The sequence below is a fragment of the Streptomyces sp. NPDC004721 genome, from assembly GCF_053601495.1.
In genome coordinates, this window is record NZ_JBSGBZ010000056.1 from 1 (window position 1) to 24,465 (window position 24,465).

Here is a 24,465-nt window from a genome sequence, read left to right on the forward strand (position 1 = left end):
GAGGCCTCCTCGAAGCTCAAGGACCTCGCCGCCACCCGCACCGAGCTGGGCAACAAGAAGAAGGAAGTCCAGGGCAAGCTCGCCGAGGCGCAGCGACTCCTGAACAGCCTCACCGCCGCGGAGAAGGCCGCGCTCGCCGCCGAGCAGGCCAGGGCCAGCCGGGCCTCCGCCGACCGCGTGCAGCTGGGCAACTCCACCCCCGCCTCCGGCCGGGCCGGCGCCGCGTTCTCCGCCGCCCAGAGCAAGGTGGGCACGCCGTACGTCTACGGCGCCACCGGCCCGTCCTCGTTCGACTGCTCGGGCCTGACCTCCTGGGCCTACGCGCAGGCGGGTGTCTCCATCCCACGCACGTCCGAGGCACAAGCCAACATAGGCACCCGCATCTACTCGCAGAGCCAGCTCCAGGTCGGCGACCTGGTCTTCTTCTTCAACGACCTGCACCACGTCGGCCTCTACGCCGGCAACGGCCAGACCCTGCACGCACCGCGCCCCGGGACGGCCGTGCGATACGAGTCGATGAACACCATCGGTGGGCCGTTCATGTTCGGCATCCGCGTCTGACCTTGACTCCCTCCAAGATCGATGCGGTGCGCCACCCGAACGCACGACGCACGCCGGTCCGCACTGATCCACAGGTCAGGTGATCGACCGGAGCGAGGGCAAGGTCGAGATCGGCTCCTGGGTGCCGACCGTCGAGGAGGTCCGGGCCCACCAGATACCGCCCACCCTGGTGTTCACCCGGGTGCCCGAGGGCAAGACCGTGAAGAACCGGCTCCACCTCGACGTCAGTCCGATCGACGGCAGTACCGACGACGAGGTGGCCAGGCTGCTCGGCCTCGGCGCCGCCAAGGTGGACGTGGGCCAGGGACCCGGCCGGAGCTGGGTGGTCATGGCCGATCCCGAGGGCAACGAGTTCGATGTCCTGCGCACCCTGGCACCGCCCAACCAGATGATGGGTCCCAAGGGTTAGCGGTCGTAGGCGGTCAGTGAGCGCAGGACGGGCTGTCCGCTCTGGCCGTTGTGCCAGATGGCGGTGGTCAACGTGAGGATGCGCTGCATGACGCGGGCGACGACGCCGGCGGGTGTGCGGCCGTGGTGCCGTTCCAGGTCGAGCTGGCCCTTGAAGGTCTCGTTGACCGACTCGATGACCTGTCGCAGTGGTTTGAACAGCTCGGCTCCGGGCCGCTCCGGTTCGCCCTTGCGGGTCGGCCGCAGCAGCCGGATGCCGTGTTCGGCCAGCTCTCGTTCGAAGTCGCGGCCGAAGTAGTTCTTTGCCGCCGATCAAGGTCTGTCCGGGCCCGGTGGCGACGAGTTCCGGCTCGGCGTCGAGCAGGTCCAGCCGCGTCTCGCGCTCGTCGGCTTTCGCTCCGGTCAGGGCGAAGGCGACGGGCAGTCCCTGGAGCGTGCACACCAGGTGGAGGCGCAGGCCCCAAAAGAAGCGGCTGTGGCTGGCGCGGTAGCCGTACTCGGCCCATCCGGCCAGCTCGGAGCGTTTGACGGTCTCGCGGGAGCGGCCGCATTCCACGGGCGTGGAGTCCACGATCCATACGTCGTCGCTCCACACGGATGTGTCGGTGGCCAGCAGCCGGGTGATCCGGCGGAGCAGGTCGACGGCCTTGCGCAGGCGCTTGTTGTAGCCGGGCTGCTGGGGCAGGTACGGGAACAGATGCCGCAGGTGAGCGCGGGCGTGGCGGAGCCACTTCGCCTCGGAGGTGAACCCGAGCAGGGCCTGCATCACCGCGAGGGTGACCAGCTCGGCATCGGTGAGTTTGGGAGTGATCCCGACAGCCGGTCGACACGGTGCGAGATGCGGCGATGCCTTCAGCATGTCGTCGGTCTTCACGTACAGCGCGATGGCGAGGGAGTCCAAGTCTGGCTTCACAACCGCACTTTGGGCTCCCTCGCCTCATGCGCGCAGCCGATCCCTTGGAATCGATCATCTAGTACTCCAGCCCTAGTTGTGGATCTTGGTGGGCTGCCATCGACAAGCAGCCGAGTACGGAAAAGTGAGCGGAGTGAGTCCTCACTCATTGACGGAGTGAGGACTCACTCCGTACTCTCGCGGTCATGACAGCACCTAAGGAGAACCAGACCACCCGCCGCCGCGCCCCCGCCATGTCGCCGGAGCAGCGCCGCGAAATGATCATCCAGACCGCGATCCCGCTGATCGCCGAGTACGGGGCCGCGGTGACGACCGCGAAGATCGCCCGCGCCGCAGGCATCGGCGAGGGCACGATCTTCCGGGTCTTCGCCGACAAGGACGAGCTGCTGCAGGCCTGCATGGTCGAGGCGCTCTCCCCCGAGCACGCGGTCCGCGAGCTCGACGCGATCGACGTATCCCAGCCGCTGCCCGACCGGCTCGCGGAGGCGGCCGAGGCGCTGCAGGCGCACATGTCCAGGATGGGCGCGATCGCCGGCTCGCTGGGGCATCGCGGCGGCAAGCACCCCGGCACGGTGCGCGGCGCGGGCCGCGACGAGTCGACGACCCGTATCCGCGCGGCCCTCGCGGAGCTGCTGGAGCCCGACAAGGCCGCCCTGCGCCGGCCGCCGGAGCAGATCGCGGCCCTTTTCTTCGGGCTGCTCTTCACCCAGCCGCGTACCGAGGACGAGCCCGACCTGACCCCGCAGGAGTTGGTGGAGGTCTTCCTGCACGGGGCGCTCTCGGGGGGCGCCACGTGAGCGCCCGGAGAAGGCGCCTGAGGGTTACGGCCCTGACCGTCCTGGCCCCCGTCCTGGTGTGGCTGGTCGCGGACCCACTGCTGGGGCACCGGCTGCAGATCGCCGACGGCGAGCAGACACTCGACATCGGCGCCGTGCCCGTGGCGGTCGTCGCACTGCTCGCGTCGCTCTCCGGCTGGGGACTGCTGGCCGCCCTGGAGCGGTTCCGGGCGCGGCGCGCCCGCGCCATCTGGACCGGGGTGGCCGGCACCGTACTGGCCATGTCTTTCCTGCCGTTCATCGGCGACGGCATGGACGGCGGCACCCGGGTCTCCCTCGTTGTGATGCACCTGGCGGTGGCGGCGGTGCTGATCCCGGGGCTGGGCGGCAGGTCCCCCGGGGCGGGAGCCGGTGCCGCCAGGGGGTGACCGCCAGCACCCAGTACGCCGCACAGCACCAGATGGAGGCAGCCCTGCTAGAGCGTCGCGCGGCCGGGGATGACCGTCAGAGTGCCCACCACGATCGAGATGAAGAGCGATACCTGGTGGGTCGGGCCGACGCCCAACAAGAGCGGACCCTCGTGCCGGATCGCTGCGATGGCCACCGCCGGGACGGTCAGGCCGATGTTGGCGATGTCGGAACCGTAGACGAGGTCGGGGGAGCTCTGGGGTGAGGTCGGAGACGGGTCCGGCCACCGGTGATCATCGGTGTGTGAAGACTGAAGATCAGGCGGTGGCCGCTGGTCACAGCGTAGACCCTGGCCGTTGGGACGATGACTTCGCAGGGCTGATGCGGCGCACAGCCGGACGGTTCGCGCGTGCCGAACCCCGCCGTCCGGTGGGGAAGTTCGTCCGAGGGCTGCTGGCGGACCTGCCGCGGAAGAACTGCTGAACGATCGCGGAGTGGGCCGGCGAGGCCACACCGGATGGGATGCAGCATCTGCTGGAGCGGGCGAAGTGGGACGCGGACGCAGCCCGTGACTATCTGCGTGAGTACGTCGTCGACCACCTGCGCGCCGAGCAGGCGGTGCTAATCGTCGACGAGACGGGCAATGTGAAGAAGGGGCAGGCGACGGTCGGCGTGCAGGAGACCGTACGGCTAGTCCAGTTGACGGAGGACCTGCTGCTTCTCGCGCGCACCGACCGTCATCAGGGCACTGAGCGAGGAGCAGCAGCCGTACCCGACCTCCAGCCGGTGCTGCGGCGCGTGGCCGCTCGGCTCGGCAACGGGGCACCGGACAAGACAGTCACCGTTGACTGCGCCACCGACGTTGCCGCCGCAATCTCCGCAGCCCGGCTGGAACGTGCTGTCACGAACCTGATCCGCAACGCCCAGCAGCACAGCCACGGCCCCATCGCAGTGACCGCCCGCCAAGAGGACGGGCAGATCCGCATCGAGGTCCGTGACCGCGGCCCCGGCTTCCCGCCCGACCTCCTCCCCCGGGCCTTCGACCGCTTCACCCAGTCCGACCGCGCCCGCACCACCACCGGCCTCGGCCTGGCCATCATCGCCGCCATCGCCCGTGCAGCCGGGGGCAATTACGGCGCGGCCAACCACCCCGACGGAGGCGCCGTCGTCTGGATCACCCTCCCGGCGATATGGACATAACCAGCGTTTATGTGTAGCCCCGTAGCGGCTGACTCAACGCGGGTGAGAAGGCCGCGGCCTCGCCCTCGCCGAGACCACCCTGACTCCGTCCAGGCGCAGTGGGCCTGCCACCGGACGGCGCGTCCGCATCGAGGGGGGACGGTTCGCGGGGTGGCGTCCCAGGCCGGCGGAGTGCTGCTGGTGGAGACGGTCCGCAAGAGCGGTCCGGGCCAGGCTATACCGTCACCAAATCGGCAAGTCGCCTCGACCCATCGAGCCGGAGATGGCACCGTAATTACGCGTGAAACTGATCGAAACCAGACAAACCGACCACTCGGTGCGCTGGAGGCTCCTGCTGGCCAGCGCCACCATGCTCTTCGTCGAGCTGGCGCTGATCAGATGGGCGGGCGCCAACGTCGTCCACCTCAGCTACTTTTCGAACTTCATCCTGCTCGGGTCGTTCCTGGGCATCGGCATCGGGTTCCTGATCCCCGCCGCGCGCGGGCAATGGCTCAAACGCTGGGCAACGGTCCCGCTCGCGCTTCTCGTCATCCTGGTACGCGAGTTTCCGGTGCAGGTGCGTCAGAGCAGCGACCAGGTCATCTACTTCACCACCGTGAAAACCACCGGCCTGCCCGAGTGGGTGACGCTGCCGGCCATCTTCCTCCTCACCGCAGTGATCATGGCTGCGATCGGCAAGATCACCGCCGATCTCTTCCGCCGGCTTCCCTCGCTCGATGCCTACCGCTACGACCTGCTCGGCAGCCTCACCGGCTCGGTGTCCTTCGCCCTGCTGTCCTGGCTCCGCGCCCCGTCGGTCGTGTGGGGCGTACTCGCCGCCGCGGCCCTGCTGATCCTCGGCGGACGGCGCAACACCCTGCGATACGGCATCCCCCTCACGGCGATGGTCGCTGCGCTGTTCGTGGAGACGACGACGGCCGGCATCTCCTGGTCGCCCTACTACAAGATCCAGCTCACGCCCTTGACGCCCACCACCCGGGGGTACAGCATCTCCGCCAACGGCGTCCCGCACCAGAACATCGCGCCGCTCCCGGTACTGATGCAAAAGAACTCACCATATCGGCAGGCGTACGACCAGACGCCCGGCAACCCGCACAAGCGCGTGCTGGTCATCGGAGCCGGAAACGGCAATGACGTCGCGGTCGCGCTGGCGCACGGAGCACAGCGCGTGGACGCGGTCGAGATCGATCCCCGGCTGCAGCAGATCGGCGCACAACTGCACCCCGCGAAGCCGTACGACGACCCCAGGGTGCACGTCCACATCAACGACGGACGGGCCTTCCTGGAACGGACGAGCACCAAGTACGACCTCGTCGTCCTGGCGCTGCCGGACTCGCTGACGCTGGTGGCCGGTGCGAGCAATCTGCGCCTGGAGAGCTACCTGTTCACCCAGCAGGCGTTCGAGGCAGCACGCGATCACCTGGCGCCACACGGCGCGTTCGCCATGTACAACTATTACCGGAAGAGCTGGCTGGTCGACCGCTTCGCCGGCTCCCTCGATGACATCTACGGCCACGCCCCCTGCATGACGACGTTCAGCAAGAACGCGGCCGTGTTGGTGGCCGGGATGACGGCCGCCGACCAGTCGTGCGATCAGACCTGGCAGCCCAGCGGCACGGTCCCTGCGGCCGCGAGCGATGACCACCCTTTCCCGTATCTGCTCCACCGGGACATTCCCACGCTGTACCTGGGCGCGCTGGGCACGATCCTGCTGGTGACGCTCCTGGCGGTGCGCCTGACCGGGGTTCGCATCCGAAGCACTGTCCGCTACACCGACATGTTCCTGATGGGCGCGGCCTTCATGTTGCTCGAAACGAAGAACGTGATCGGCTTCGCGCTCTACTTCGGTACGACCTGGCTGGTCAACGCCCTGGTCTTCATCGGCGTCCTGCTCGCCGTCCTCGCGGCGGTCGAGGTCCGGCGCCGGCTACGGCGGGTCAACCAGCTGCTACTGCAGCTCCTGCTCTTCGGCACCCTCGCGGTAGCCTGGCTCGTCCCAGCACACGCCGTGCTCTCGCTGCCCTTCGCCGGACGGCTCGCCGCCGCCATCGCCCTCGCCTTCGCCCCCATCTTCTGCGCCAACCTCATCTTCTCGGACCGCCTCGCACTCGCCCCGGACCCGACATCCGCGTTCGGCGCGAATCTGCTGGGCGCGCTGACCGGGGGCGCGCTCGAGTATCTGGCCCTGGTGACGGGCTATCAGGCGCTCCTGCTCGTCGTCGCCCTGCTGTACCTGGGTGCGTGCGTCGCCATGCGGTTCGCCGGGCGCGGTCCGGGCGTGCAGTCACCGCTGGTGCCGGACGAGACGGTGACCCTCAACAGCCGATAGAGCTTGGTCAGGTTGGTGTCGGCCGGGAGGCGGTGGCCATGGCGGAGCGCAGCGGATGGCTCGCCCTCGATCAGACGTCGATCTGTAAGGCCGCCGCAACGAGCGCATCGGCCTGGCCCGCGGCATCCCGCGCACCCTGGTCCGGCTGCTCGCCCGCCTGGACGGCGATGCCCACGGCCACGCACCGGGTGCCTGGCTCCAACTGCAGCACACCGCTCCCCACTCGGCGACGTTGTGCCGGAAACGGCCTGGTCAGACGGGAAGCGGTCGCGCGGAACACCGCGCTGGCCGCGGCCCGGGTCCTTCATGCGTTCCCCTGCTCAGAGGACGCCCATCAGACGGTCGGCTGTTTCCTGGTGGCACCGTTCAGTCGGACGAGGGCGCGGCGGCAGGTGCCGCCAGGCATGACAGCGCCCCCGAGCCGGGGACATGGATCCAGCCCTCGATCTGTGCCAGTCTGGCGTCATCTGCTGTGGGCCAGGTGGTGAGCCGCGACCTGATCGCCTTGGCGACGAGGGCGGCGATGAGGGCGTCGTAGGCGTCGCGGCTGGCCGCGTACGCCCGCCGTGCCGCCTCGGGCATGCGCAGCCAGGAAGCGGCGGCCTCGAGCTCGTCCACCGTGCCCAGCCTCAGACCCCACTGCATCCGGGCGGCGGCCGGATACACCTCCGCCACCCGGCCGGTTCCCATGCGGTCGACGGGATGGCCACGGTGGGCCAGGACCGCCTGCAGGCGTGCCCAGCGAGCCGCGACCGCCCCGAGCCTGTCGAAGGAGACCGACAGCGGATGTCTCGGAGCGTGGCCCGCAACGATCAGGTCGGTGCGCCGGTAGCGCAGCGCCCGCAGATCGTCTGCGCCGTCTGCGTCCCGGCCCGGCCAGGTGGGGTGGGGAGCGGCATGAGCGGCCATGGCGGCGACGAAGGCGGTTGGCCAGCCGAAGGGGCAGTCCACCCCGGCCTGGTCTTCCTCCTCAAGACCCGAGATCAGGTCCAGCAGTTGTTCGTCGGTGCAGCCGAGGATCGGGGGCCCGGCCACGGCCCCGGCTGCCGACCAGTCGATCAGGACGGCGGCGGTACGGGGAGGACTCGCGGAGAGATCGATGCCGAGAGTTCGCATGCACCCAGCATGCCTGCACCCCCGCCATGCCGAAGCCGGAGGAGTGGCCGTCACCACCGCGAGCGCTCCGGGACTTTTCCGGGGCTTCCGACGCTGACGGGATGCGCTTGGCCTGCTCCACCACCTATACCAAGAACACCCCAGTCGCCGCGCTGGAGCTGCGTCACCGCCGGCGTGCCCGCGCCGAGGGCCGCATCCGCGCCGCCCGCGCCACTGGCGTGCGCAACCTCCCGCTCCAGGGCATGACGCAGAACCAGATCAGGCTGGAGGTCGCCTGGATTGCCCCTGGACCTGCTCGCTTGGGTGCGATGCTCGCCCTGACCGGCGAGCTCCGCCCCACCAGCAGACGAAGAACATTCTTTGTTGTCTTCGCGCTACTGTCTGACATCCAAGGGAATCTCTTCCGGACCAGTCGTGGACCAAACGGCGCCGAAGGACATCACCCCACGAGCCGGCCGCTCATGAGCGCCACGAGTCCATGAGCACGCCTCCTGGCACCGCATCAGATTGAATGCCGGGCGTGCGTCCCATCACTCGCGCACCGACCGTCCCAGTGGCCCTCAGCGGGTGGCGGTGGCGAGCGCTGCGGCGTACTGCTCGTCGGTCACGGGTTCCAGCCAGGTGGTGCCGTCGCCGTCGGCATCGCCGACGACCATGGCGATGTGCGCCATGAGGGTGGTGTCGGTGCCGCCGTGCCAGTGCTCCTCGCCGGGCGGGCACTTGACGGTCTGGCCGGCGCTGACGCGTACGACGTCGCCGTCACGGGTGCCGACGAGGCCGACACCGTCGGTGATGTAGAGGGTCTGGCCGTTGGCGTGGGAGTGCCAGTTGGTACGGGCACCGGGGGTGAAGCGGACCAGGGCCGTCGCCAGCCGGGCCGGCTCGGCTGGGGTCTCGATCATGTTGAGGTAGACGTCGCCGGTGAAGCGCTCGGCGGGGGCCTTGGCGGTCGGGGTCTGCGTGACGATTTCCACAGAAGGCGTTCCTTGCTGTGCGGCTGCGGGGAAGTGGTGTGCGGGTGTCAGGCGTCGCGCTCTTCGGCGAGCTTCTTGAGATGGTTGATCGCGGTCATGGCGTTGGGCCAGCCGGCGTAGAAGGCCAGGTGGGTGATGGCCTCGGAGAGCTCCTCGACGCTCAGGCCGTTCTCCAGCGCCACGCCCAGGTGATAGGGCAGCTGTTCGCTGCGGTAGAGCGCGGCGAGGACACTGACGGTCACCAGGCTACGGTCGCGCGGTGAGAGCCCGGGGCGCTCCCATACGTCACCGAAGAGCACCTCGTTGGTGACCTCGACGAGCTTGGGCGCGATCGCCTCCAGCTCCTTGGGCGCGGACTGCTTGGGCATGCTGTCACTCCTTGTTGCGTAGCGGGTCGGTCCCGCCGGGGGAAGCCGCTCGCCAACTTGGTGGTCACTGGGCGACGTAGCCGCCGTCGACGGGCAGCGCGACGCCGACGACGAAGCTGGCGCCGGGGCTGCACAGCCACAGGACGGCTTGCGCGATCTCGTCGGCGGTACCGAGACGGTTGATCGGCTGGTTCGCTTCGGCCTCGGCGCGGTCGAGTTCTCCCTTGGCGATCATGTCGCTCACCATGGGGGTGTCGACGGTGCCGGGGCAGATCGCGTTGATGCGGATGCCGCGCGGGGCGTATTCCAGGGCGGCGCTGCCGGTCAGACCGATGACGCCGTGCTTGCTGGCGTGGTACGAGGCGCGGCCGGGGATGCCGACCAGGCCGCCCAGGGAGGAGCAGTTGACAATCGCTCCACTGCCCTGGGCGCGCATGTGACGCAGCTCGTGCTTCATGCTCGCCCAGATGCCGCGCAGGTTGACGGCGTGGGCGCGGTCGAAGATCTCGGCCGCTTCCTCGGCGGCGTCGGCGGGCGGGATCTGGATGCCGGCGTTGTTGTAGGCCATGTCCAGGCGTCCGAAGGTCTCCACCGTGCGGTCGACGGCGGCGGCGACCTGGGACTCGTCGGTGACGTCGCAGGTGAGGGCAAGCGCCCTGTGGCCTTCGTCGGTCAGCTGCCGTGCCGCCGTATCGAGGGCGGCTTCGTCGATGTCGGCGAGGCCGACGGCGGCGCCCGCCTCGGCGAAGGCCCGTGCCGTGGCCAGGCCCATGCCGGATGAGGCTCCGGTGACGAAGGCGACCTGGCCGGTGAAGTCGTACGTGGGGTTCAACGGGCTTCGCTCTTTCCGTGCGGTGCGTGGGGGCGGCGGTATGCCGAGTGGGTGTGCGGGCCGAGACAGATCAGGTCAGGGGTTCGATGGTGACGCGGTGGGCGGTGGCCAGCCGGTCGATGTCCTGGCTGTCGTCGAGGTGCCCGAGGATGACAAGGCCCGGGGATCTCTCGCCGTCGCGGTAGAAGAGGGCCAGGTTGCGCCAGGGTGCGTAGTGGGCCAGGTCCCCTGCTTGAGGGGTGGGCGCGTCCGGGGCGCCGGATGTGTCAAGTTTCCGTGGGAGGTCGGCGACCCGCTCGGTCCGGTGGAAGTCCTCCAGGCCGAGCGAGAGCGGGAGCAGCGCGGCGAAGTCCCTGGCAGCGGGGCTGTCGTTCAGGGTGGCTCGGACGGGGTGTCCGTCGAGGGTGAGTTGGATGCGCACGGTGCTGCTCCAGTCGGACGGTGGGGTGGGCTGGGTGCTGGTCGTCCGGGGGCGCCCGGAGGCGGCCGCCGAAGCGGACTGGTCGGCGGTCTGCCCGGTGCCGGAGCAGGCGGTCAGAGCCAGCAGTCCCAGGGCCGCCGCGATCGCCGACTGGACCGGTCGAAACGGCCCGAGGAGCCAAAGTGGCACCGCCGGGAGAGGGTGCCGGAGACTTGTCCACGGCCTGTTCGTCACTCGGGCATCGGCTCGGCGTAGTGGCGGAAGCCGTCGCGCTCGGTGTGCAGGGCGTACAGGCGCTCGGCCAGCACCTGAGGGGTGCTGTGCTCGGAATCGGGCCGGATCGCGCCGGGGATGATCAGCTGGGTGGCGTGGATGTTCTCGGTGGCCGAGCGCATCGTGGAGCATGCGGATGTAGGCGCTCTCGGCGGCGAAGGCGACCGAGGCGCCGGCCCGCTCGGGGTGCGGGCGGACCGCGCTGCCTCCGTTGACGAAGGCAAGGGTGCCGCGCCCCAGGGCCCGCATACCGGGCAGGACCGCGTTCACGCAGGTCACTGGGCCCTTGAGGGAGAAGGCGAGCGGGTCCTCCAGGTCGGCGGCGGTGGTGTCGAGGACCGGCTTCATGAAGTCGGCGCGCGACACCGGGCTGTACTGCAGGATCTCGATCGGCCCGAGTTCCCCGGCCGCGTCCTGGAGGGCGCCGGTGAGCGCGACCGAGTCCAGGACGTCCGCGGAGAATCCGCGGGCTTCGACGCCGTCGCGGCGGAGATCGTCCGTCAGGTGCTGGAGGTGTTCGGCGCTGCGGACGATCAGGGCGACGCCGTGGCCGGCGGTGCCGAAGCGGCGGGCGGTGGCCAGCCCCAGGCCGGGACCGGCACCGACGAGAGCGAACGTGGTCATGCTGGAGGTCCTCCTCGAGCGGGGTGAAGGGGCGTTCAGCCCCGGAAGCGGAATGGTCCGGGGTCAGGGCTTGAGGAGTGCCTTGATGGCTCGGCGCTCGTCCATGGCCTTGTATCCCTCGGCGACCTGGTCGAGGGGCAGGGTGAGGTCGAAGACCTTGCCCGGCTCGATCCGGCCGGTCACGACGCGTTCGATGAGGTCGGGCAGGTAGCGGCGCACGGGGGCGGGGCCGCCGCGCAGGCCGACGTGGGAGAAGAACAGCTCCTGCCCGTCGATGGCGACGTCGTGGGGGACGCCGACGAAGCCGACGTTGCCGCCGGGGCGGGCGGAGTGCAGCGCCTGCTGCGTGGCCTGCGCGGTGCCCACGCACTCCAGCACGCTGTCGGCGCCGATGCCGTCGGTGAGGTCCTTGATCCGGGCGATGCCCTCGTCGCCGCGCTCGGTGACGATGTCGGTGGCGCCGAACTCGCGGGCCAGTTTCTGCCGGGACTCATGGCGGCTCATGGCGATGATCCGCTCGGCGCCCATCTCCTTGGCGGCGATCACCGCGCACAGGCCGACCGCCCCGTCGCCCACGACCACGGCGGTGGATCCGGGCTTCACCTCGGCGGCGTCGGCGGCCCACCAGCCGGTGCCCATGACGTCGGAGACGGCCAGAAGACCGGGCCACAGCTCCTCGCCCGGCACCTCGTCCGTGGCGACCAGGGTGCCCTGGGCGTTGGGGATACGGACGTAGTCGGCCTGGCAGGTGCTCATGAACTCGCGATGCAGGCAGTTCGAGGGGAAGCCGTTACGGCAGTTGGTGCAGGTGTTGTCCGAGGTCGCGAACGAGCCGACGACGAACTGGCCCGGCTTCACGGCCGTGACCTCGGAGCCGACCTCCTCTACGAAGCCGACGTACTCGTGGCCCATCGGATGGGCGTCGCCGATCGGCTCCAGACCACGCCAGGGCCACAGGTCGGAGCCGCACACACAGGTGACGGCCGTGCGGATGACCGCGTCGGTGGGGTGGAGGATCTTCGGGTCGTCCAGCGTCTCGAAGCGGACGTCCCCGGGGGCGTGGATCACTGCGCCGCGCATGAGGGTTCCTTTGCTCACGTGAAGTCAGACCGCTGCGTGCGGTCCGCGTACGCCCGGCCCTGGGCCGCGAGGTGTCAGCGCGCCGAGGACGGGCGGCCCCGTCCCCGCCGACGGACGGCCGGGGACAGCGCCACGTCCTCCAGGTAACCGCCCTCCGTCGCGGCCAGCCAGTCACCGTCGATGGGTGTACCGGCAGTACATCCCTCATGCGGCCCGCTGCACGTACGGTCGAAGGGTGGACAACCAACAGGAGGTCCGCGAGTTCCTCACCTCGCGGCGAGCCAAGATCACCCCCGAGCAGGCCGGACTGCCCTCCGGGACCCGGCGCCGCGTCCCCGGGCTGCGCCGCAGCGAGGTCGCGGCCCTCGCCGACATGAGCGTGGAGTACTACGCCAAGCTCGAACGCGGCAACCTCGCCGGTGCCTCCCCCGCCGTCCTCGAGTCCGTCGCCCGCGCCCTCCAGCTCGATGACGCCGAACGTGCCCACCTCCTCCATCTGGCCCAGGCCGCCGACGGCTCCGACACCCTCATCCGTCCCCGAAGCCGGCGCCCCGCCCGGCAGTGGGCCCCGCACCGGAGCCTGCAGTGGACGCTCGACGCCATCACCGCGGGCCCCGCCTTCGTCCGCAACGGCCGCATGGACATCCTCGGCACCAACGCCCTCGCCCGCGCCTTCTACAGCGACGTCTACGCGAACCCCCACAACCAGGCGAACCTCGCCCGCTTCACGTTCCTGGACCCCGCGTCCCGCCGCTTCTACCCCGACTGGGGCCTGGCCGCCGACGTCACCGTCGCGATCCTGCGCACCGAGGCCGGCCGCAACCCTCACGACAAGGAGCTGCACGACCTCGTCGGTGAACTCTCCACCCGCAGCGACGACTTCCGCACCCGCTGGGGCGCCCACAACGTCCGCCACCATGGCACCGGCACCAAAAACTTCCACCACGAGGCCGTCGGAGACATCACCCTCGCCTACGAGGGCCTGGAGATGGCGGCCGAACCCGGCCTCACCGTCACCATCTACACGGCCGAACCCGACTCACCCTCCGAAGAGCGCCTGCGCCTGCTCGCCTCCTGGGCCGCGACAAAGGAAGCCCTCGCCGGGCGGCCGCGAGAGAACTGATCTCCCTCCCCGCGGCACACCCGCAGTCGCGGAAGGTCGCGACGCCTCTTCCAGGGAGCCAGAGCCGGCAAGGAGGCAGAAGCCATTCCGGAGGCGATCCGGCCCCGGGCCTTGGGCCGGATCCTGTCAGCGTCGCCGCTGGTCGGCCCGCAGCTCGAAGTCGCCGTAGCTGTTGTCGACCGGGTTGACCGTGACCCCGGGGGCGACGATCTCGTCAATAGCGTCGAGCACGTCGGAAGACAGCGTGACGTCGGCGGTGGGCAGGAACGCCTCCAGCTGCTCCATGGTGCGCGGGCCGATGATCGCCGAGGTGACGCCCGGGTGGTTGACGACGAAGGCGACGGCCAGCGCGATGACGACGAGGATTTCGTCGTCCAGACGGCCACCACCCGCCCCACCAAGCTCGGCCAGCCTTTCACTCGCTGGTCGCTACGCAAACTCGTCGCCTACCTGCGCACAGTCCACGGCCGAGTGATCCGTATCGGCCGCGAGGCGTTACGCGGCCTGCTCGCCCGTCGTGGAGTCACCTTCCAGCGCACCAAGACCTGGAAGGAATCCACCGACCCCGACCGCGAGGCGAAGCTGGACCGGATCGAGCACGTCCTGGACCGTTTCCCCGACCGGGTCTTCGCGTTCGACGAGTTCGGCCCACTCGGGATCCGGCCCACCGCAGGCTCGGGCTGGGCCGAACGGAAACACTCCGACCGGGTGCCGGCCACCTACCACCGCACCCATGGAGTCCGGTACTTCCACGGCTGCTACTCGGTCGGCGACGACATGCTGTGGGGCGTCAACCGCCGCAAGAAAGGTACCGCGAACACGCTGGCCGCGCTCAAGTCGATCCGCGCCGCCCGGCCCGACGGCGCCCCCATCTACGTGATCCTGGACAACCTGTCCGCCCACAAAGGCACCGACATCCGCCGCTGGGCTACAAAGCACAAGGTCGAGCTGTGCTTCACCCCGACCTACGCCTCTTGGGCCAACCCCATCGAGGCCCACTTCGGACCGCTGAGGCAGTTCACGATCGCCAACTCCAACCACCCCAACCACACCGTGCAGACACGAGCCCCGCACGCCTATCTACGCTGGCGCAACGCCAACGCCCGCCACCGCGACGTCCTGGCCGCCGAACGCAAGGAACGCGCCCGCGTCCGAAGCGAGAAGGGCATCCGTTGGGGCGGACGCCCCCTCAACACCGCAGCCTGACCAACCGCGAACTTACACAGCCACAGCGCATCATCGGTCCGCTCGTGGCCAAGCGCGGACTACCGAAGCGGTGTGAAGATGATCTCGGCTGGGCAGACCCGGAGCCCCGAACGGGGCCGGTTCAGGAGAAGGACGGCGCCAGAGGAGAATGACTCAGGAGGCGGACGGCTCGATCTCCCCCGCGAAGACGATGACCTGGTCGATGAGGCTCCGCCGCAGATGGACGACGTCCGTTCCCGCCAGGCGGGGGCCTCCATCCGGCGTCGTGAAGACCCACTGGTACCGGGCCCACTCGTCCGGCATGTCCACCGCCGAACAGCGCACCATCGTGCCGGTCCCCGCGGGGTGGCGCCGGATGTCCAGCACGAACCGCTCGACCGCCTCGATCCCCTCACTGCGGCCCAACGGTCCCCAGAAGACCACGTCCGAGGTTAGGGCCTGGGAGAGCAGCGCAGTCACATAGCTGTCGTCCGAGGCGTTGAACGCGGAGATGAACGTGTCGATCGCGGACCGCGCGGTCTCTTCCTGCATGCACCAGTAATACCACTCGCCTCGCGGACCGCGCTCGTCCCGTGAGCCGTCTCCCGACCACGGTGAACCATCCCGGTCACAGCACTAGTTGGACGTGTGCCGTCCGAACTGCCGGACGAGTTCTGCGACTAAGTGCTGTCACGGGCCTGCGAGGCTGCGTGCACAAGCCGGAGACATCCTCCTCACGCGCCCGGTCTTCGTCGCTCGCGCGTGGGCTGATCGCGTTGGAGACACATCGGAAGAACCACATCCCTCAGGAGGAATGGCAGGTGCACGCCTAGTCATCAGCGGCAACCACACTCGTGGCAAAGCCGAACCTGAATCGCCCCGGGTTTGATGGAGACATCGAAGACCGGAAGTGGTCGACTTGTCCAGCTTGACCCACGCGGAAACGGTGAAGCCTGCCGGAGGCGCGGTCCACCCCCGGCTCTCCCGCGGACGCCACCGACCCCATCGAGACCGGCTGCGGCTCACCCAACGTGGTCGCGCAGGTCATAACGTTCGACGAAGTCCCATTGCGGCTACCCAACGGCATGGACTTCGGTCCACTCCTGCTGCGCCACCAACCGGGCTGCCGCACCAGTTGGGGGCTGGTCAAGGGGCCGCACAACGCTCAGCGCCGGGTGCATATCAGCGTGCGCCGCGCCGTGGATCACGTCATCGTGACCAGTTCCTTCGCCGGGCAGAGCGTGGACAGCTATGGCCAGCAACTGTCCACGGCTGCTGGCTGCGTGTACGTGGGGGCCTTCGTCGAGACACCGAAGGGCGGGGCCCCACGGCCCGCACACGTTGCGCCTGACACGGCGGCGAGCCGGTGGGCGGCGAGTGAGGTCTCCGCCGGAATGCGTGGGTGCAGCTGGTTAGGCGGCGGAGTGGGTGATGGTGCCGGTGTACTGGCCGGTCGCCGCGTTGGCGGGCACTGTGATGACCACAGCCGGGTTCCAGCTGCAGCTCTCGTTGCCGCTCGGCCCGCTGTAGGAGAACGCCGTGCGCGCCGCGTTCAGCGTGACCCGGTTGCCGGCGGTGCTCTGTCCGGACTGGCAGCTTCGGGGTGATGTCCACGGCCCAGGCCCCGGTGTTGCGCACCCGGACCCGGAGCCGGGGCAGGCCGTGGCGGTCGCGGGCGGGGACGAGGCCGGTGATGCGGATCGGCGTCCGGACATGACTTCGCCGACTCGGCTGGGCGTCAGGCCGCAACGGCGAGCGATCATTGACGGGTAGATGCCCGAGCTGATTGCGGGGGCGTGACTCGGTGCCGTGATCTGTGGCTGACAGATCGGATCTCTCACGACGTATTGACGATCTCGCACACCATCCCTACCTTGCATGGCGGGATAGCTCCGATGAATTCTTACTGAGTCCGAGCCCCGGGAGGCGTCATGCCGATACCGTCCAGAAGAACCGTACTCGCGACCGGCTCCGCGCTCAGCGGAGCGCTACTGGTCGGAGGGCTGCCGACACCGGCTCGGGCGGCGGACGCCCCGGAACACGGGGCCGCACCCACGACGGGTCCGGGCCGTGTCGACGCCCCCGACGACGCCTGGCGCACGGTACTTGACGACGCCGATCTCGTCTGGCGCCGCATGCCGAAGACCTGGTACGAGGGGCCATATCTCGGCAACGGTCTGCTCGGCTCAGGGATCTACGCGGAGCCCGGAGCCGCGACAAGGGCCGTCCGCTTCAATGTGCAGCACTCCGAGGTGCAGGACCACCGCCCTGAGTTCGGCTCCCTCTTCGGCCTCGCGCGGCTGCCGATCGGGCACTTCACGCTGGAGCCGGTCGGCACGATCACGGGCCTGGACTGGCGTCTGGGACTGCGCGACGCCGAGCTGACCGGCACGCTGACCACGGACCGCGGCACCCTCGCGCTCCGCGCCTTCGTCCACACCTTCCGTTCGGTGCTGGCCGTGGAGGTGACCCCGAGCGAGGGCGAGCGCGACTTCGCCTGGGCGTTCCACCCGGCGAACGCAATCAGTCCGCGCGCCGCCTTCATGCCGCTGCCCGACGGGTACCGAGGTAATCCGCCCGCCGAGGTCGAGGAGCACGACGACGTGTCGGTCGCCGTGCAGCCGTTGCTCGCGGGCGGGCAGCACGTCACCGCCTGGCGCGAGCGCACCCGCGGTGATCGGCGCACTCTGTACGTGCATGTGGCGCACTCGTTCCCCACGTCGACGGCCCGCGACCGCGCACTACGAGCGGTGCGCGACGTCTCCGTCTTGCCGTACGAGGCGCTGGCCGTCACGCATCGCGCCTGGTGGCACGACTTCTACCGCAAGAGCTTCCTGTCCCTGCCCGATGCCCGCATCCAGCGGTTCTACTGGATCCAGCTCTACAAGGCCGCCTCCGCCGCGCGCCGTGACGCGCCCGTGATGGCGACCTGCGGCCCCTGGCTGGAGTCCACACCCTGGCCCAACACCTGGTGGAACCTGAACGCGCAGCTGGAGTACTGGCTGATCCACGGTTCCAACCATCTGGAACTCGACGCCGTCACACGCGCGTTGAGCGAGTTCCGGGAGAACCTCGCGAAGGAGGTGGCGCCCTCGTACCGCGGCGACTCGCTCGGCATCCCGCGCACCACGGACCCGTCCCTGGTCAACGGCGCGGCAAGCACTCTCACCGGCTATGGCGTCGGCATCCCCGGCCAGAACCCGCCCACGCCCGAGGTCGGCAACCTCACCTGGGCCCTGCACAATGTCTGGCTCAGCTACCGCCACACCATGGACGAGTCGATCCTGCGCGATGTCCTCTTTCCCCTTCTGCGCAAGGCGATCAACTACTACCTGCACTTCCTGGAGCCGGGCGCGGACGGCAAACTGCACCTGCCGGCGACGTTCTCACCCGAGTACGGCGGCGACTCCCGCGACTGCAACTACGACCTGATGCTGCTGACCTGGGGCTGCCGGACGCTGCTGGAGTCGGCCGAACTGCTCGGCATCGACGACGAACTGGCCCCGCGCTGGCGCGAGATCCTGGCCAAGCGCGTGCCCTACCCGACCGACTCCAACGGCTTCATGATCGGTGCCGACATCCCGTTCGCGAAGTCCCACCGTCACTACTCTCACCTGCTCGCCGTCTATCCGCTGTACGAACTCACCGGCCGCACCCCGGACGAGAAGGCCCTGATCGAGAAGTCCCTGGCCCACTGGGTGGGCTTCGAAGGCGCCCTTCAGGGCTACACGTTCACGGGCGCGGCGTCGATGTCAGCCCTCCTCGGTAAAGGCGACGACGCGCTCAGGTACCTGGGCCAGTTGATGAGCCGCTTCATCCAGGCCAACACCATGTACAAGGAGTCGGGCCCGGTCATCGAGACACCGTTGTCCGCCGCACAGTCCCTGCACGACATGGTGTGCCAGTCCTGGGGCGGCGTGATCCGCGTCTTCCCGGCGCTGCCCGCCGCCTGGCGGGAACTGACCGTGCACGACTTTCGCACCCAGGGCGCGTTCCTGCTGAGCGCGGTCCGGGAGGCCGGGGCGACCCGCTGGGTGCGGCTGGTCAGCGAGGCCGGCGCGCCCTGCGTGGTACGCCATGGGATCGCGGGGCCGGTCGACGTCCGGGACGGGCGGGGCAAGCCGCTCGCATGCGAGGACGCGGGCGACGGGGCGATCCGCATAGCCCTCGGCAAGGGCGAGTCGGTGCTGATCACTGCCCTGGGCGACCGTCCCGAACTGCGGATCGGACCGGTCACGCCGAACGCACCGGCGCCCAGTTGGGGGCTGCCCTCGGCTTGAGCTCCTGGATCCCTCAGACCGTGTGCTCGAGCGCGAGCAGGTGCTGCTTGCGCTCGAGGCCGCCCGCGTATCCGGTGAGCGAGCCGTCGGCGCCGGTCCCAGAAGCCGGGCTCGTCGTGGGCCGTACCTGCTGTTCGGGGCGATCCTCACCACGCTCATCCCGCGCCCCCTCGTCGTCCAACAGGCCGTCGGAGGTGACTCAACCTCAACCCCGCTGACGAGTCGAGGCTTACGGCCCCGTTGCCGCAGCGGCCGCGGCTTCGGCTCATGTCGCCCACACCGAGAAGTGGCTCCTCCGTTCCTTGCTGCCCGGCCCTCAGGTGGCAAGGACCCGGGCCCGGCACCGATGTCCGACGAGCCAGTGCATCCCTGCATCGCAGGGAGATGACCGCGTCACGACGGTGATCCACGGCGTCGTCGTCGCACTGATCCCGACTGCGACGGCATGGGCGGGGTCGAACGACTGCATGAAGGTTCGCCACCGTTCGCCGCCGTGAGCAGCGCCGTCATCGCAACCTGGACGAACTGGGCGGGGTGGCTCCGCAGCGCCTACGCCTACGCCTGAACGAGACCGCCGGCGGGCGCGTGTCGGGTGGCCTACAGTCGGTAGACGCGGATCGCGTTGCCGTGGAACACCGCTTCCTTCTCCCTTGGGCCGAGTGCCTCCGTGAGCGATTCTGCGATCCCGACGACCGCCGCGTAGTCCGCCTCCAGGGTGCAGACCGGCCAGTCGGATCCGAACAGCAACCGCTGCGGACCGAAGGCGTCCAGGACGGTGTCGGCGTAGGGCTTGAAGTCCTCGGTACGCCAGCCGCCGGGGGCGGCCTCGGTGACCAGGCCGGAAAGTTTGCACACGGTGTTGGGCAGGGCGGCCAAGCGACGCAGGCCGGCGGCCCAGGGGGCGAGGGCGCCCGTGGCGATCGGGGGCTTGCCGAGGTGGTCAAGTACGAAGGTCAGCCCAGTGAGCCGGGCGGCGGCGTGGGCCGCGGCGGCCAGTTGGTGTGGTTTGACGACGAGGTCGTAGACGAGCCCGGCCTGGGCGACGGCGGTCAGGCCGCGCCGTACGTCCGGGCGCAGCAGCCAGCTCGGGTCCGGCTCCTCCTGGACCTGGTGACGGATGCCGACCAGCCGGTCCCCGCCGGGCCGTTCGCGCAGGACGGCGATCGCGTCGGCGACATCCGGGGCGGTGAGGTCGGTCCAGCCGACCACCCCGGCGACCAGGTCGCTGCTGGCCGCGAGGGCCAGCAGTTCGGGTGTCTCCTCGGGCACGCAGACCGTCTGGACGACGATCGTGCCGACCACGCCCGCCGTCCGTGCCTCGGTGACGAGGTCAGCGGCCGAGAAGGACCGGGCGAGCGGGGCGAGGGCTTCGCCCGTGATCCACGGCTGTGGCCGGGCCGCGAAGTTCCAGACGTGGTGGTGCGCGTCGATGATCCGCCGACCGGTCACAGCTCCCACACCACCGGGAGTCCGGCCTCGGCGCCCGCCTCTGAGTAGTCGTGGACGACGTCGAGGAGGTCGGCCATCCGCGCCTGCCAGGCGACGTTGACCGGGAGGTGTTCCAGTTCGGCGAGCAGTCGGGCGTAGTCCTCGCACTCCAGCAGGTGGAACAGCTCGCTGCCGCTGCGCCAGATGGTCCACGAGCTGACGCCCGCGGCCCGGATGGCGGTGGTGAGTTCGGCGGGCACCTCACGGTGGGCAGTCTCGTACTGCGCGATCCGGTCCGCGCGTACGCGGGTGTGCAGGGCGATCCTCATGGCTGCTCCGGGTGGGTGGGGTCGACGATGACGACAGCCAGGGTGCGGGGTCCGTGGACGCCCTCCACCCGGTCGAGTTCGATGTCGCTGGTGGCGGACGGGCCGGAGACGAAGGTCAGCGGCCGGGCCGGGTCGAGGCGGCGAAGGGCGTCGGGGACGTCCGCGGCGATCTGCTCGGCGCGGATGACGCACAGGTGGTAGTCCGGGACGAGGGTGAGGGCGCGCCTGCCCTGTCCCGGGCCGGTGTCGAGCACGAGGGTACCGGTGACGGCGATGCCGACCGCCGCGAGAGTGAGCGCGCCGTCCAGTGCGTCCAGGGCCGGCACGTCGAGCGGTTCGCTGTGCCACTGCCAGTCGCCGGGCGGGAGCAGTTCGGCGGGGAAGCCTTCGGGAAGCGCGAGGCGACGGGCGCGGCGGGCGGTGAGGGCGGCGGCGATGGCGGCGGGCAGGCCTGCCGGACGGGTGCGGGTGACGGTGGCGCGGTAGTCCGCGACGCGTTCGGCGAACAGGGCCACGATGTCCTCACCGGGCTGGATGTGGCTTCGGCGGTAGTTCCGGGGGACGGGCACGTCGACCGGAGCCTCGTCGGCGGGGACGTCGGCGAGGGCGGCTTTGATGCGTCCGAGGATCGCGTCGCGGCTGCTCATCGGTCACCTTCTCGGTTCTTGCGCCACCAGGCTCGGAAGGACTCGGCGGGCGGTGTGGGCGTGTCCCGGGTGTCGGACCAGCCGTGCAGCGGGCCGGGCAGCCGGCCGATGCGTCCGCGCCGGGCCAGGGCGCGGCCGCCGAGGGCCGCCGCCTTTTGTGCCGCGGCGAGGAGTCGCGGGGAGTCGAGGATGGTGGCGGCGGCCTTCATCGCCGCCGCCTCGGCGGTGGGCAGGCGTGCGGCGCGGCGCTTCGACTCGACGACTTCGGACCGCAGGTGGGCGAGCAGCTTCGGGATGTCGATCTTCACGGGGCAGGCGTCGTAGCAGGCCCCGCACAGTGTGGAGGCGAAGGGCAGGGTGGCCGCGTGCTCGACCCCGACCAGTTGCGGGGTGAGGACGGCGCCGATCGGCCCGGGGTAGACGGAGCCGTAGGCGTGGCCTCCGGTGCGTTCGAAGACCGGGCAGACGTTGAGGCAGGCGGAGCAGCGGATGCAGGCGAGGGCCTGGCGGCCGACGGTGTCGGCGAGTGTGTCGGTTCGGCCGTTGTCGAGCAGTACCAGGTGGAACCGGGACGGGCCGTCGCCGTCGGTGGTGCCGGTCCAGGTGGAGGTGTACGGGTTCATCCGCTCGCCGGTGGAGGAGCGGGGCAGCAACTGGAGGAAGATTTCCAGGTCGGACCAGGTGGGGACGACCTTCTCGATGCCCATCACGGTGATCAGGGTCTCCGGGAGGGTCAGGCACATTCGGCCGTTGCCCTCGGATTCCACGACGACGACGGTACCGGTGTCGGCGACGGCGAAGTTGGCGCCGGAGACGGCGACCTTGGCGGTGAGGAACTTCTGCCGCAGGTGCTGTCGGGCCGCCTCGGCGAGTTCGGCCGGGTCGTCGGTGAGGCCTTCGGGGGCAGGACGGCCCCAGTGGCCCATCTCGGAGGCGAACAGATCGCGGATCTCGGTGCGGTTCCGGTGGATCGCCGGGACCAGGATGTGCGAGGGACGGTCGTCGCCCAACTGCACAATGAGTTCGGCGAGATCGGTCTCGTAGGCGGTGATGCCTGCCTCGGCGAGGTGTTCGTTGAGGCCGATCTCCTGGGTGGCCATGGACTTGACCTTGACGACCTCCGACTCGCCGGTGGCCTGGACGAGTTCGGTAACGATGCGGTTGGCTTCGGCGGCGTCGGCGGCCCAGTGCACGGTGCCGCCCGCCGCGGTGACCGCCTCCTCCAACTGCACCAGATACCGGTCGAGATGGCGGGCGGCGCGCTTCTTCACGGCGGCGGCCGATTCGCGCAGTGCCTCCCAATCGTCGAGTTCCGAGGCGACGGCGAGGCGCTTGTCACGGATCGTGGAGGTGGCCCGCTTCAGGTTGACCCGCAGTTGCGTGTTGCCAAGGGCGCTGCGGGCGGCGTCGGGGAACGACGGAGAACCGAGCCAGACGACCCCGCGGTCACCAGGGTTGCTCATCACGCGGCTCCTTCGGTGGCGGCGAGGATCTCGGCCAGGTGCATGGTCCGCACGGCGCTGCCCTGCCGGGAGAGGCCGCCGCCGATGTGCATCAGACAGGAGTTGTCAGCGGCGCACAGCACGTCGGCGCCGGTGGCCAGGACGTCTCGCGTCTTGTCGGCGAGCATCGCGCCGGAGGTTTCGGCGTTCTTGACGGCGAAGGTGCCGCCGAAGCCGCAGCAGGAGTCGGCGGCCGGGAGGTCCACGAGGTCGATGTCCTCGACCTCGCGCAGCAGTCGCAACGGCCGGTCGCCGAGGCGCAGCCCGCGCAGGGAGTGGCAGGTGGGGTGGTAGGTGACCCGGTGGGGGAAGCGGGCGCCGACATCGGTGACGCCGAGCACGTCGATGAGGAACTCAGTGAACTCGTGGACCCGGGGGACCAGTTCGGCGACCTGCTGCTGGAGGCCGGTGGGTCCGTACTCCCTGGCCAGCACGGGGTGGTTGTCCCGGATCATGCCCGCGCAGGACGCGGACGGGGTGACCAGGGCGTCGTACTCGGCGAAGGTCCGTGCGAAGCGGGCCACGAGGGGAACGGCGTCCGGGCGGTAGCCGGTGTTGAAGTGCATCTGCCCACAGCAGGTCTGCTCCTGCGGGAAGTCCACGGTGTGGCCAAGCCGCTCCAGTACGGTCAGCACGGCCCGGCCGGTGCCGGGGAAGAGGGTGTCGTTGAAGCAGGTGATGAACAGGGCGACGCGCATCAGCGCTCCTGTGCGGGGAGCGGGACATCCGGAGACAACAGCCCGAGTTCCTTGATTTCCGCCCACAACGCGTCCGGCACGGGGCGGTTGAGCAGGGCGGCGGCGTCCTCGGCCTCGGCGGCACTGCGGGTGCCGACCAGGACGCTCATGACGGCCGGGTGCCCGAACGGGAAGCGCAGGGCAGCGGCGCGCAGCGGCACGCCGTACCGCTCGCAGACGGTCCTGAGCTCGAGGGCGCGTGCCACGAGGTCATCGGGCGCGGCGGCGTAGTCGAAGGTGGCGCCGGGGCGGGGGTCGGCGAGCAGGCCGGAGTTGAAGACGCCGCCGATGACGACCCCCACGCCACGGTCGGCCGCGAGGGGCAGCAGGTCGACGAGGCCGCGCTGGTCGATCAGGCTGTATCGGCCGGCCAGGAGGACCGCGTCGATGTCGGTCTCGCGGATGAAGCGGGTCAGCAGTTCGGCCTGGTTCATGCCGACGCCGATCGCGCCGAGCACGCCTTCGCCGCGCAGCCGTTCCAGCTCCGGGTAGGCCTCCTCCAGGGCCTGCTCGGCGTGGTCGTCCGGGTCGTGCAGATACGCGATGTCGATCCGGTCGAGGCCGAGGCGTTCCAGGCTGTCGGCGAGGGAGCGGCGGACGCCCTCGACGCTGAAGTCCCAGACACGACAGTGGGTCGCGGGGACGGCGAAGCCGGCTGCGAGGTCGGTTCCGTCGGTGTCCGCGGGTTCGAGCAGCCGGCCGACCTTGGTCGACAGGGTGTACTCGTCCCTGGGGCGGTCGCGCAGCGCGGCGCCGAGGCGCCGCTCGGACAGGCCGAGCCCGTAGTGCGGGGCGGTGTCGAAGTACCGCACGCCCGCGTCCCAGGCGGCGGTCACGGCCTGTTCGGCCTGGTGGTCGGTGACCGGGGTGAAGAGGTTGCCGATGCCGGCCGCGCCGAAGGAGAGCTCGCTGACCCGTACGGCGCTGCGTCCGAGTTGGTTCTGGCGCAGC

23 protein-coding genes and 6 pseudogenes are annotated in these 24,465 nt (G+C 70.0%); 10 read left to right on the plus strand and 19 right to left on the minus strand.

Going from position 1 to position 24,465, the window contains the following annotated elements; all coding sequences use genetic code 11:
* Both ACWEK3_RS34120 and ACWEK3_RS34125 read left to right on the plus strand, forming a co-directional pair.
* Positions 1–561: C40 family peptidase (locus tag ACWEK3_RS34120; protein ID WP_453251436.1), on the plus strand; the 561-nt coding region annotated here is incomplete at its 5' end.
* A 76-nt stretch (positions 562–637) separates the two neighbouring features.
* A pseudogene (locus ACWEK3_RS34125) lies at positions 638–970 on the plus strand (VOC family protein); the annotation flags it as partial.
* Here ACWEK3_RS34125 and ACWEK3_RS34130 read toward each other — a convergent pair.
* Positions 967–1,882: pseudogene (locus ACWEK3_RS34130) on the minus strand (IS982 family transposase). The pseudogenes ACWEK3_RS34125 and ACWEK3_RS34130 sit on opposite strands and share 4 nt — an antisense overlap.
* A gap of 185 nt (positions 1,883–2,067) precedes the next feature.
* Between ACWEK3_RS34130 and ACWEK3_RS34135 the strand changes: the two are divergent.
* Both ACWEK3_RS34135 and ACWEK3_RS34140 read left to right on the plus strand, forming a co-directional pair.
* Positions 2,068–2,679 carry a TetR/AcrR family transcriptional regulator gene (locus ACWEK3_RS34135; RefSeq protein WP_450547769.1) on the plus strand — a complete coding sequence of 204 codons (612 nt, stop codon included), beginning with the start codon at positions 2,068–2,070 and terminating at the stop codon, positions 2,677–2,679.
* Positions 2,676–3,086: a DUF6069 family protein gene (locus tag ACWEK3_RS34140; RefSeq protein ID WP_450547768.1), complete on the plus strand. Its 411-nt coding sequence runs from the start codon at positions 2,676–2,678 to the stop codon at positions 3,084–3,086. The genes ACWEK3_RS34135 and ACWEK3_RS34140 overlap by 4 nt, the downstream gene beginning before the upstream one ends.
* 47 nt (positions 3,087–3,133) lie before the next feature.
* On the opposite strand, the gene ACWEK3_RS34145 is transcribed toward ACWEK3_RS34140, so the two are convergent.
* On the minus strand, positions 3,134–3,262 hold the full coding sequence (locus tag ACWEK3_RS34145; RefSeq protein WP_453251437.1) for a hypothetical protein: 129 nt from the start codon (positions 3,260–3,262) through the stop codon (positions 3,134–3,136).
* 185 nt (positions 3,263–3,447) lie between these two features.
* Here ACWEK3_RS34145 and ACWEK3_RS34150 point away from each other — a divergent pair.
* From ACWEK3_RS34150 to ACWEK3_RS34160, 3 genes and pseudogenes are all read left to right on the plus strand, one after another.
* Positions 3,448–3,744 (plus strand): annotated as a pseudogene (locus ACWEK3_RS34150) (transposase); the annotation flags it as partial.
* A complete protein-coding gene (locus tag ACWEK3_RS34155; protein ID WP_453251455.1) occupies positions 3,739–4,266 on the plus strand; it encodes a sensor histidine kinase in 528 nt (175 codons plus the stop codon). The pseudogene ACWEK3_RS34150 and the gene ACWEK3_RS34155, both read left to right, overlap by 6 nt.
* Positions 4,267–4,546: 280 nt before the next feature.
* Positions 4,547–6,595: a spermidine synthase gene (locus ACWEK3_RS34160; RefSeq protein ID WP_450539416.1), complete on the plus strand. Its 2,049-nt coding sequence runs from the start codon at positions 4,547–4,549 to the stop codon at positions 6,593–6,595.
* Positions 6,596–6,665: 70 nt separating this feature from the next.
* Here ACWEK3_RS34160 and ACWEK3_RS34165 read toward each other — a convergent pair whose 3' ends face one another.
* The 8 genes and pseudogenes from ACWEK3_RS34165 to ACWEK3_RS34200 form a co-directional block, all read right to left on the minus strand.
* A complete protein-coding gene (locus ACWEK3_RS34165) occupies positions 6,666–6,806 on the minus strand; it encodes a hypothetical protein (RefSeq protein WP_453251438.1) in 141 nt (46 codons plus the stop codon).
* Between the two features lie 155 nt (positions 6,807–6,961).
* Positions 6,962–7,711 carry a DUF429 domain-containing protein gene (locus ACWEK3_RS34170; RefSeq protein WP_450539418.1) on the minus strand — a complete coding sequence of 250 codons (750 nt, stop codon included), beginning with the start codon at positions 7,709–7,711 and terminating at the stop codon, positions 6,962–6,964.
* 560 nt (positions 7,712–8,271) lie between these two features.
* Positions 8,272–8,685 carry a (R)-mandelonitrile lyase gene (locus tag ACWEK3_RS34175; RefSeq protein WP_450539419.1) on the minus strand — a complete coding sequence of 138 codons (414 nt, stop codon included), beginning with the start codon at positions 8,683–8,685 and terminating at the stop codon, positions 8,272–8,274.
* A gap of 47 nt (positions 8,686–8,732) precedes the next feature.
* Positions 8,733–9,053, minus strand: coding sequence for a carboxymuconolactone decarboxylase family protein (locus ACWEK3_RS34180; RefSeq protein WP_450539421.1), 321 nt, complete (start codon positions 9,051–9,053; stop codon positions 8,733–8,735).
* A gap of 64 nt (positions 9,054–9,117) precedes the next feature.
* On the minus strand, positions 9,118–9,885 hold the full coding sequence (locus ACWEK3_RS34185; RefSeq protein WP_453251439.1) for a glucose 1-dehydrogenase: 768 nt from the start codon (positions 9,883–9,885) through the stop codon (positions 9,118–9,120).
* Positions 9,886–9,955: 70 nt separating this feature from the next.
* Complete coding sequence (locus tag ACWEK3_RS34190) at positions 9,956–10,495, minus strand: cyclophilin-like fold protein (protein WP_453251440.1); 540 nt, start codon at positions 10,493–10,495, stop codon at positions 9,956–9,958.
* Positions 10,496–10,536: 41 nt separating this feature from the next.
* Positions 10,537–11,203, minus strand: a pseudogene (locus ACWEK3_RS34195) (SDR family NAD(P)-dependent oxidoreductase).
* Between the two features lie 63 nt (positions 11,204–11,266).
* The gene (locus ACWEK3_RS34200; protein ID WP_450539427.1) at positions 11,267–12,283 is read right to left on the minus strand and encodes a zinc-dependent alcohol dehydrogenase family protein; all 1,017 of its coding nucleotides are present in this window, start codon (positions 12,281–12,283) and stop codon (positions 11,267–11,269) included.
* Positions 12,284–12,518: 235 nt separating this feature from the next.
* Here ACWEK3_RS34200 and ACWEK3_RS34205 point away from each other — a divergent pair, with 235 nt between their 5' ends.
* Positions 12,519–13,406 carry a helix-turn-helix transcriptional regulator gene (locus ACWEK3_RS34205; RefSeq protein WP_450539428.1) on the plus strand — a complete coding sequence of 296 codons (888 nt, stop codon included), beginning with the start codon at positions 12,519–12,521 and terminating at the stop codon, positions 13,404–13,406.
* A gap of 126 nt (positions 13,407–13,532) precedes the next feature.
* Here the strand turns inward: ACWEK3_RS34205 and ACWEK3_RS34210 are convergent, their stop codons facing one another.
* Positions 13,533–13,817, minus strand: coding sequence for an aldo/keto reductase (locus ACWEK3_RS34210; RefSeq protein WP_450539556.1), 285 nt, complete (start codon positions 13,815–13,817; stop codon positions 13,533–13,535).
* Between ACWEK3_RS34210 and ACWEK3_RS34215 the strand changes: the two are divergent.
* Positions 13,761–14,612, plus strand: a pseudogene (locus ACWEK3_RS34215) (IS630 family transposase); the annotation flags it as partial. The gene ACWEK3_RS34210 and the pseudogene ACWEK3_RS34215 sit on opposite strands and share 57 nt — an antisense overlap.
* A 153-nt stretch (positions 14,613–14,765) precedes the next feature.
* Here ACWEK3_RS34215 and ACWEK3_RS34220 read toward each other — a convergent pair.
* The gene (locus tag ACWEK3_RS34220; protein WP_024757633.1) at positions 14,766–15,143 is read right to left on the minus strand and encodes a nuclear transport factor 2 family protein; all 378 of its coding nucleotides are present in this window, start codon (positions 15,141–15,143) and stop codon (positions 14,766–14,768) included.
* Between the two features lie 1,379 nt (positions 15,144–16,522).
* Here ACWEK3_RS34220 and ACWEK3_RS34225 point away from each other — a divergent pair.
* Positions 16,523–18,871 carry a glycosyl hydrolase family 95 catalytic domain-containing protein gene (locus ACWEK3_RS34225; protein ID WP_453251441.1) on the plus strand — a complete coding sequence of 783 codons (2,349 nt, stop codon included), beginning with the start codon at positions 16,523–16,525 and terminating at the stop codon, positions 18,869–18,871.
* A 13-nt stretch (positions 18,872–18,884) separates the two neighbouring features.
* On the opposite strand, the pseudogene ACWEK3_RS34230 reads toward ACWEK3_RS34225, so the two are convergent.
* The 7 genes and pseudogenes from ACWEK3_RS34230 to ACWEK3_RS34260 form a co-directional block, all read right to left on the minus strand.
* Positions 18,885–18,965: pseudogene (locus ACWEK3_RS34230) on the minus strand (methylated-DNA--[protein]-cysteine S-methyltransferase); the annotation flags it as partial.
* Positions 18,966–19,468: 503 nt separating this feature from the next.
* Positions 19,469–20,320 carry an amidohydrolase family protein gene (locus ACWEK3_RS34235; RefSeq protein WP_453251442.1) on the minus strand — a complete coding sequence of 284 codons (852 nt, stop codon included), beginning with the start codon at positions 20,318–20,320 and terminating at the stop codon, positions 19,469–19,471.
* Positions 20,317–20,628, minus strand: a complete 312-nt coding sequence (locus tag ACWEK3_RS34240; protein WP_453251443.1) for an L-rhamnose mutarotase — start codon at positions 20,626–20,628, stop codon at positions 20,317–20,319. The genes ACWEK3_RS34235 and ACWEK3_RS34240 overlap by 4 nt, the downstream gene beginning before the upstream one ends.
* Positions 20,625–21,275 carry a LutC/YkgG family protein gene (locus ACWEK3_RS34245; protein WP_453251444.1) on the minus strand — a complete coding sequence of 217 codons (651 nt, stop codon included), beginning with the start codon at positions 21,273–21,275 and terminating at the stop codon, positions 20,625–20,627. The genes ACWEK3_RS34240 and ACWEK3_RS34245 overlap by 4 nt, the downstream gene beginning before the upstream one ends.
* Positions 21,272–22,738 carry a LutB/LldF family L-lactate oxidation iron-sulfur protein gene (locus tag ACWEK3_RS34250; protein WP_453251445.1) on the minus strand — a complete coding sequence of 489 codons (1,467 nt, stop codon included), beginning with the start codon at positions 22,736–22,738 and terminating at the stop codon, positions 21,272–21,274. Before ACWEK3_RS34250 ends, ACWEK3_RS34245 begins: the two co-directional genes overlap by 4 nt.
* A complete protein-coding gene (locus ACWEK3_RS34255) occupies positions 22,738–23,475 on the minus strand; it encodes a (Fe-S)-binding protein (protein ID WP_450539441.1) in 738 nt (245 codons plus the stop codon). Before ACWEK3_RS34255 ends, ACWEK3_RS34250 begins: the two co-directional genes overlap by 1 nt.
* A complete protein-coding gene (locus ACWEK3_RS34260) occupies positions 23,475–24,464 on the minus strand; it encodes an aldo/keto reductase (RefSeq protein ID WP_453251456.1) in 990 nt (329 codons plus the stop codon). Before ACWEK3_RS34260 ends, ACWEK3_RS34255 begins: the two co-directional genes overlap by 1 nt.
* Position 24,465: the final 1 nt, after the last annotated feature.